Origin of the sequence: Zoogloea sp. (assembly GCF_017302315.1) — a bacterium.
GTDB lineage: Bacteria > Pseudomonadota > Gammaproteobacteria > Burkholderiales > Rhodocyclaceae > Zoogloea.
In genome coordinates this window covers 1-4,925 of sequence record NZ_JAFLDT010000146.1, presented here as the reverse complement: position 1 = coordinate 4,925, position 4,925 = coordinate 1, and the positions used below count along the sequence as shown (strand labels likewise).

Below are 4,925 nucleotides of genomic sequence, written 5' to 3'. Positions count from 1 at the left end.
CTGGAGGCGAGCCCGGCGCGGCCGCCGAGGTGAAGCGGTGGTCGGCGGGACGGAAGAAGGGAGTTGTGCTGCGCCTGCTGCGCGGCGAGCCGGTCGATGCCGTCTCGCGCCCCTTCTTCTTTGGCGAAGCAAAGAAGAAGGTCGCCCGCCGGGGCGAATTCCCGGCCAACGTGACGTGGAAAAACGGAAAGCCACGGATGCTACGGCGGGCGAGCTCAGGGGGGCAGACGACGTCAAATTGAGAAAAATGGGTTCATTCGACCCCACGGTGGAGGGGGGCTTACTCCTCCCGCCCCCGGAACGCCCACCACGCCGCCACCACCGTGAAGCTGGCGATGATCGCCACGACGATCCAGAAGCCATGGACGTGTTCGGCCAGCGGGACGCCCCCCACGTTCATGCCCAGCAGGCCGGCGATCATGTTGATGGGCAGGGCCAGCACCGTGACCATGGTCAGCACGAAGACGCTGCGGTTGGTCTCTTCCGTCACCTGGGCGGCGATTTCTTCCTGCAGCAGCTTTATTCGTTCCTGCACCGCCGTCATGTCGCCGAGCACGGCAGAGAACTCTTCCGTGGAATGGCGCAACTCATGCACGTCACCCTGGGCGATCCAGCCGGGGGGCTGGTTGAGCAGGCGGAAGAGGGCGCCGGGCTCCGGGGCGAGCAGGCGGCGCAGGCGTACCAGCACCCGGCGCAAGGCGCCGAGCCGCGCCCGGCTGTGCTTGACGCGGCCGACCAGGAGGCTGTCTTCCACCTTGTCCACCCGCTCGGTGGCGGCGCGGACGATCTGTACCAGCACATCCGCCTGGTCGCGCAGCAGGTGGGTCAGCAGGGCCACGCTGGAGTCGAAGGTCTCGCCGTTCTTCACCGCCGCGCGCAGGCGGTCGATGGAGCGCAGGGGTTGCAGGCGGGCACTCACCAGGGTGCGCTCATCCACGTACATCCACAGGGTGGCGATCTGCGACGGTTCGAAGTCGAACTCGTAAAGCACATCGTTGACCACCGCGATCAGGGCGTCGTGGGCGTACTCGATGCGGGTCGAGCGGGAGCCCTCATGGAGGGCGTCGAAGAAGGCATCCACGCTACCGATGTGCGCTCTCAGCCAGCGTTCGGTGGCCGCGTTGGCGAGGTTGAAGTGCAGCCAGGCAAAAGCCCCGTTCGCCGCTTCCCGGCCTTCCAGCCAGTGGCCCGCCTGGACGGTATCCATGGCTTGGCCCGGGGTGCCGGGATGGAACAGGTAGCCGGAGATCAGGCCGGAACGGTCGGAGCCATAGGCGGCGTCGGTGGGCAGCACGGCAGTCAGGCGGAGCTTCGGAGCCGCGAGCCTGCCCGTGCCGGATGACAGGGGTGTGACGATTCAATGACGCCAGCCAGGGGGACAGGCCGTAGCCGGTGGTGAATACTGCAGGCCCGCCGGGCAGTGCCCCGGCTTACTGACCGGATATCGCCATGCCTGTTTTCGGGATGCGCCACCGCCACTGGCTCCCCGCCGTCCTGATCGTTGTCACGTTTTTCATGGCGCCGGCCCGGGCCGACGACGACGGGGAGGCGGCAACGATAGGGCGGCTGGCGGCGGAGATCCTCGCCTCGCCCCCGGATCGCCATCCCCGCAGCATCAGCCGGCATGTGCTGCTGGGGCGGACGTATTTCTACGTGCCCGCCCCGTGCTGCGACCAGTACAACCGCCTCTACACCGCCGACGGGGTGTATCTGTGCGCACCTGACGGCGGCGTTCACGGTGGCGGTACCCGCGACCGGGAATGCCCCCACCTCCGCATCAACCGTGCGGCCGGCACCGTGGTGTGGCAGGACCCACGGCCGGCAGCCAGACCTTAGGGGTAGAGGCCCCGCAACTTGTGGGCCAGCAGCACCCGCTCGCAGCCCAGCACGAAGGCGGCGGTGCGCAAGGGAATGCCCTTGGCCCGGGCGGCCTCCCACACCGCCGCGAAGGCCTCGCGCATGATCCGGTCGAGGCGGGCGTTGATCTCGTCCTCGGTCCAGAAGAAGGCGCTGATGTCCTGCACCCACTCGAAATAGCTCACCGTCACCCCGCCGGCATTGGCCAGCACGTCGGGGATCACGGTGATGCCTCGCTCCTGCAGGATCAGGTCGGCCTCCGGCGTGGTCGGGCCGTTGGCGCCCTCGACCAGGATCCGGGCATGGAGCCGCTCGGCCACCGCGGGGGTGATCTGGTTCTCCATGGCCGCAGCCACCAGGATGTCGGCCTCGGTGCTCCAGAAGCGGTCCACGTCGATGGTCTCGGCCCCCGGCGCGCCCCTCAGGCGGCCCTGCTGCTGGCGCCAGGCCTTGGCGGCGCGCACGTCTAGGCCGGCCGGGTTGGCGATGGCCCCCGAGCTGTCCTGCAGGGCCACCACCCGGGCGCCCGCATCGGCGAACAGGCGGGCCGCAGCCTCGCCGACATTGCCGAAGCCCTGCACCGCCACCCGCGCCCCGTTGATGTCCAGGCCCAGGCGCCGGGCGGCTTCCACGGTGCTGGCGAAGACGCCGCGGCCGGTGGCGTCCTTGCGGCCCAGGCTGCCGCCCAGACTGACCGGCTTGCCGGTGACCACGCCCATCGACGTCCGCCCCTCGTTCATGGAGTAGGTGTCCATCAGCCAGGCCATCACCTGCTCGTTGGTATTGATGTCCGGCGCCGGGATGTCCTTGTCCTGGCCCAGCAGGATGTGGATCTCGCTGGTGTAGCGGCGGGTCAGGCGCTCCAGCTCGGCCAGGGATAGCTGCTTCGGGTCCACCCGCACGCCGCCCTTGGCGCCGCCAAAGGGCACATTGACCACGGCGTTCTTCACGGTCATCCAGGCCGACAGGGCCATTACCTCTGACAGCGTGACCTGGGGGTGAAAGCGGATGCCGCCCTTGCCGGGGCCACGGGCCAAGTTGTGCTGCACCCGGTAACCCTCGAAGTGAGCCATCTCGCCATTATCAAGACGAATAGGCACGTCGACGATCAACGCTCGCATGGGTCGCGTGAGGATGGGGGCGAGGGGGCGCAGCTCCGGCGCCAGATGGGGCTCAACCCGATCGATCTGGACCAGGAAGGTTTCCCAGGGGCCCAGGTGCTCGGGGGACAGGTAGGAGGGGATGCGGGAGACGTTGTTCATTGTTGTTTCTCCTCGGGTTCGCCCTCGGTGGACGCATTGCCGGGCTGCAGGTTCCGTGAGTCGTGCCGGCGGGCCGACCATCCTGCTCAGTCGGTGGCAATCGCCTCGAGCCCGACCAGGCGGTAGCCCCGTTCGAGCAGCCCGGCCCGCAGGACACGGGCCGTGGCCACCGCTTCGGGGCCGTCACCGTGCACACAGATGCTGCCGATGGGGGTGGGGCGGTGGATCCCGTTTACCGAGATGATGGCTCCGGCTTCAAGCATGGCGAGCACATGGGCGAGGGCGGCGGCGGCGCCGTGGATCATGGCGTCGGGGCGGCTGCGCGGCACCAGGCTGCCGTCGTCCTGGTAGGCCCGGTCGGCAAAGATCTCTTCCACCACCCGCAGCCCGGCCCGGCGGCCGGCATCGGCCAGGGCCGAGCAGGCCGGGGCGAGGAGGATCAGGCTGGCGTCGAAGGCCCGGATGGCGGTGACCACGGTGCCGGCCAGGGTGGCGTCCACGCAGGCCATGTTGGACAGGGCGCCATGGGGTTTGACGTGGCCCATGGCCAGGCCTTCGGCCCGGGCCATGCCGGCCAGCGCAGCGATCTGGTAGATCAGGATGGCTTCCAGTTCCGCTGCGGGCAGGGTCATGGGGCGCCGCCCGAAACCCTGCAGGTCGGGGTAGGCGGGGTGGGCACCCACGCCCACGCCGGCCGCCCTGGTCCGGCGCAGGGTGTCGCGCATGACCAGCGGATCACCGGCATGGAAGCCGCAGGCGATGCTGGCGCTGTCGAGGCTGCCCAGGAGTTCGGCGTCCTGGCCCATCTGCCAGGCGCCGAAGCTTTCGCCCAGATCGGCGTTGAGGTTGAGGATGTGGGTCATTGCCAGGTCTCGTTCAGTCGGGCCACAGGTGGGGGTCGTCGCCGCGCACGGCTGCGCCGGCCAGGTTGGCAGCCAGCAGCACGGCGCTGTCGGGGTCGCTGCCGGCGGGGATCTGCCGGGCGCTGGCCAGCCAGTCGCTCAGGCGGCGGGCCAGCGCAGACCGGGCGGCGGCGGCTTCATCCGCGTCCACGGCACGGAAGCGGATCTCGTCGCCGGGCTGCAGGTGGGCCAGGCGCGGCAGGTCGGCGCGGATCACGGTGGCAATCTTGGGGTAGCCGCCCACGGTCTGGCAATCGGCCAGCAGCAGGATGGGCTGCCCGTCGGCCGGCACCTGGATGGCGCCGGGGGTCACGCCGTCGGAGAGGATGTCGGCGCCGCGCTGATTGTGGGCCAGGGCCGGCCCGGCCAGACGCAGGCCCATACGGTCGCGCTGGCGGGTCACGCGGAAAGGCCCGGTGTAGAAGTGGTCGAGGGCGGCGGCGGTGAAGTGATCGTCCTGGGGGCCGGGGATGACCCGGATCGGGCCGCTTTCATGGCGCAGCGCCACGTTCCGGCGCTCGCCGCCCTGCCCGCGGGCGGCGCAGCAGGGCAGGGTGGTGGCAGCGTGGATCAGCCCGGCCCGGGCGTAGGTGGAGCAGCTGCCGAGCATGGGCGGGGTGAGCAGCCCGCCCTCGACGGCGATGTAGCCGACGCCGCGGGGGCTGCCCACCTGAAGCTGCTCACCGGGCTGCAGGCTCAGGGTGGACCAGGCCGGAACCGCCTGGCTGGCGCCCGAGGGGCCGATGCGTCGGGCGCCCATGGTGCCGGCCAGGGCGATGCGCACCGGCGCATCCCGCTTAACGAACTGAAGATCAAAATGAACCTTACTGAATTTAATGAAGATGGTTACCGTGTCCGCCCAGACGGCGAAAAAAGCACGGCGCATTATGAGTTTTGTATTCCC

At 69.6% G+C, this 4,925-nt stretch carries 6 protein-coding genes; 2 read left to right on the top strand and 4 right to left on the bottom strand.

Translation table 11 applies throughout. The features are described from left to right. Window positions 1-242 (top strand): hypothetical protein (locus J0L98_RS21165; protein WP_296414205.1); only part of this gene is annotated, 242 nt, incomplete at its 5' end. Window positions 243-280: 38 nt separating this feature from the next. Here J0L98_RS21165 and J0L98_RS21160 read toward each other — a convergent pair. Continuing rightward, window positions 281-1,294, bottom strand: coding sequence for a transporter (locus J0L98_RS21160; protein WP_296414204.1), 1,014 nt, complete (start codon window positions 1,292-1,294; stop codon window positions 281-283). Between the two features lie 155 nt (window positions 1,295-1,449). On the opposite strand from J0L98_RS21160, the gene J0L98_RS21155 reads away from it, so the two are divergent. Beyond that, window positions 1,450-1,836, top strand: coding sequence for a hypothetical protein (locus J0L98_RS21155; RefSeq protein WP_296414202.1), 387 nt, complete (start codon window positions 1,450-1,452; stop codon window positions 1,834-1,836). Here J0L98_RS21155 and J0L98_RS21150 read toward each other — a convergent pair. The 3 genes from J0L98_RS21150 to J0L98_RS21140 all read right to left on the bottom strand — a co-directional run bounded on the left by J0L98_RS21150 (window position 1,833) and on the right by J0L98_RS21140 (window position 4,805). Further along, complete coding sequence (locus J0L98_RS21150; RefSeq protein ID WP_296414201.1) at window positions 1,833-3,119, bottom strand: Glu/Leu/Phe/Val dehydrogenase; 1,287 nt, start codon at window positions 3,117-3,119, stop codon at window positions 1,833-1,835. The two genes, J0L98_RS21155 and J0L98_RS21150, sit on opposite strands and share 4 nt — an antisense overlap. A gap of 86 nt (window positions 3,120-3,205) precedes the next feature. Next, complete coding sequence (locus J0L98_RS21145; protein WP_296414200.1) at window positions 3,206-3,982, bottom strand: 5-oxoprolinase subunit PxpA; 777 nt, start codon at window positions 3,980-3,982, stop codon at window positions 3,206-3,208. Window positions 3,983-3,995: 13 nt separating this feature from the next. Continuing rightward, window positions 3,996-4,805, bottom strand: a complete 810-nt coding sequence (locus J0L98_RS21140; protein WP_296414198.1) for a biotin-dependent carboxyltransferase family protein — start codon at window positions 4,803-4,805, stop codon at window positions 3,996-3,998. Window positions 4,806-4,925 lie beyond the last annotated feature (120 nt).